Source organism: Streptomyces sp. NPDC000941 (genome assembly GCF_053599555.1).
Genome location: NZ_JBSFMM010000495.1, coordinates 1 through 2,396, shown reverse-complemented (window position 1 = coordinate 2,396; position 2,396 = coordinate 1). Strand labels below are relative to the sequence as shown.

At 76.4% G+C, this 2,396-nt stretch carries 1 protein-coding gene; it reads left to right on the top strand.

The features are described 5' to 3' along the window. A partial coding sequence (locus ACWDSL_RS53005) for an acyltransferase domain-containing protein (protein ID WP_450496896.1) occupies positions 1–2,396 on the top strand: 2,396 nt, incomplete at both ends.

The window sequence follows — 2,396 nt, the reverse complement described above, 5'->3', positions numbered from 1 at the left end:
GCGGCCGTGGTGGCCCGGCGGGCCCGCGCGGTGGTGCCGCTGGCGGGTGCGGGCGGGCTGCTGTCCGTGGACCTGTCGCGCGAGGAGGTCGAGCGGTTCCTCGCCCCGTACCCGGACCGGCTGTTCGTGGCGGCCGTCAACAGCGGAACGTCCACCGCCGTCTCCGGCGACCTCGACGCGCTGGCCGAGCTGCGGCGGCGGCTCGGCGAGGAAGGGGTGCCCGCGCGGCGGCTGTCGGCGGCGTTCGCCTCCCACAGCCCGCTGATGGCCCCGCTGCGCGGGGAACTGCTCGACGCCCTGGACGGTGTCCGGGGCACCCGGGCGCGGACCCCGCTGTACTCGACGGTGCTGGCGGAACCCGTCGCCGGTGACCGCCTGGACGCCGACTACTGGTACGCGAATCTGCGGGAGCCGGTCCGGTTCACCGACACGGTGCGGCGCATGCTGGACGACGGCTACCGCTACTTCGTCGAGCTGAGCCCGCATCCGTCGCTGGGCCCGGCGATCGAGTCCGTCGCCGCCGAGGCCGGGGTCGACGCGGTGAGCGTCGGCTCGCTGCGCCGCGACGACGGCGGCCGGGACGGGCTGCTGCGCCAACTCGGGCAGCTGTACGCCGCGGGGCATACGCCCGACTGGTCGGCCCTCTTCCCGGCGGGCCGCCGCGCCGACCTGCCCACGTACGCCTTCGCCCGGGAGCGCCACTGGCTGTCGGCCGCTCCCGCGCCGGCCTCGGGCCCTGGCACCTCGCCACTGGTCGGCACGCACCTGGAGGCCAGCGACGAACCGGACCGGCACCTCTTCCAGACCGACATCGACCTGCGGGACAGCCTGTTCGGCTATCTCTCCGACCACCGGGTCGCCGGGGAGGTGTGGCTGCCCGCCGCGGCGTTCCTGGAGATGGCGCTCGCGGCCGCTTCGGCGCTCCAGGACGGCGGCGGACCGGTGCGGCTGGCCGAGGTCGGGTTCGAGGCGCCGCTGCGGCTGGCGGCCGAGGCGCCCGTACGGCTGCAACTGGTCCTGCGGCCCGAGGAGGGTGGCGTGCGGAGCTTCACCATCGCCTCGACGGCCCTGAACGAGCGGCGGCCGGAGTGGATTCGGCACGTCCGCGGGCTCGTCGCATACGCCGATGACGAGCCCGGCGCCGCTGATGAACGGCTCGCCGCGCTGCGGGACAGGTGCGCCGAAGCGGTCGATATGGCCGGTGTCCACACCGGCCTCGCCGCCCTGGGCATCGACTACGGCCCGGCGTTCCGGCGCCTGACCGAGGGGCGGCGCTCTGCTGCGGCGGCGCTCGGACGGCTGGCCGAACTGCCCGCCTCCGGGCATCTGCTGCACCCCGCGATCCTTGACGCCGCCTTCCAGACCGCCGCTCTCCCGGGCGACGCCCCCGCGGGCCGGGCGTTCGTACCCGCCGGGGTCGGACGGCTGCGGTTCACGGGGCTGCGTACCGCTCCGGCCTGGGCGACCTGCTCGCTGCGCGCGGTGGACGGGGACGCCGTGACCTTGGATCTGCGGATCTGGGACGAGCGGGAACAACTCGTGCTGGACGTCGAGGGGTTCCGGCTGGCCGCGCCGGCCGCGCTGTCCCCGCTGGACGGCTCGCTCTTCGAGACGCGGTGGCTGCCCCGGCCCGCCGCACGGGAGCTGCCCACCCGGGGCAGCTGGCTGATCCTGTCCGACGAGTCGGGCGTGGGGGCCGCGCTCAGCGATCTGCTCGGTCCGGCGCCGCATGTGGTGGCCCGCAGGGGCGACACCTTCGCGGCCGAGGCCCCGGGGCGCTACCGGCTCGACCCGCTGAACCCGGAACACCTGGCACGGCTGCTGGAGGAGGCGTTCCCCGAGGGCCCGCCCGAGCGGGTGGTCCAGCTGTCCGCCCTCGACGCCCCGGCGATCGACTCCGCGACCGACCCGGCCGAGGCGGCGACCCGGGTGGCCCGGCTGTGCTGTCTGACCACCCTGCACCTGGTACGGGCGCTCACCGAGCGGCCCCGCGGCCGGGCCCCGCGCCTGTTCCTCGTCGTACGGGGTGCCCAGGCCGCCGGGGACAGCGCGGAGGTGACGCATCCGCAGCAGGCGCTCGGCTGGGGCTTCGGCCTCGGGGTGGCCCAGGAGTACCCGGAGCTGGCCACCACGCTGATCGACCTGCTGGCCGACGGCGGCCTCGACGCCCTGTGGACCCAGCTGCGGCACGCCGACGACGAGCGCCTGGTCGCGCTGCGCGCGACGGGCCGCCTGGTGCCACGCCTCGTACGCACCCGCCCGGACGACGCCGGGCGCGGCGACATCCGACCCGACGGCACGTATCTGATCACCGGTGGCCTCGGTGGCCTCGGCCGGGTCGTCGCCGAGCGCCTGGTGCGGCGCGGGGCGCGCCGGCTGGCGCTGCTGAGCCGGGG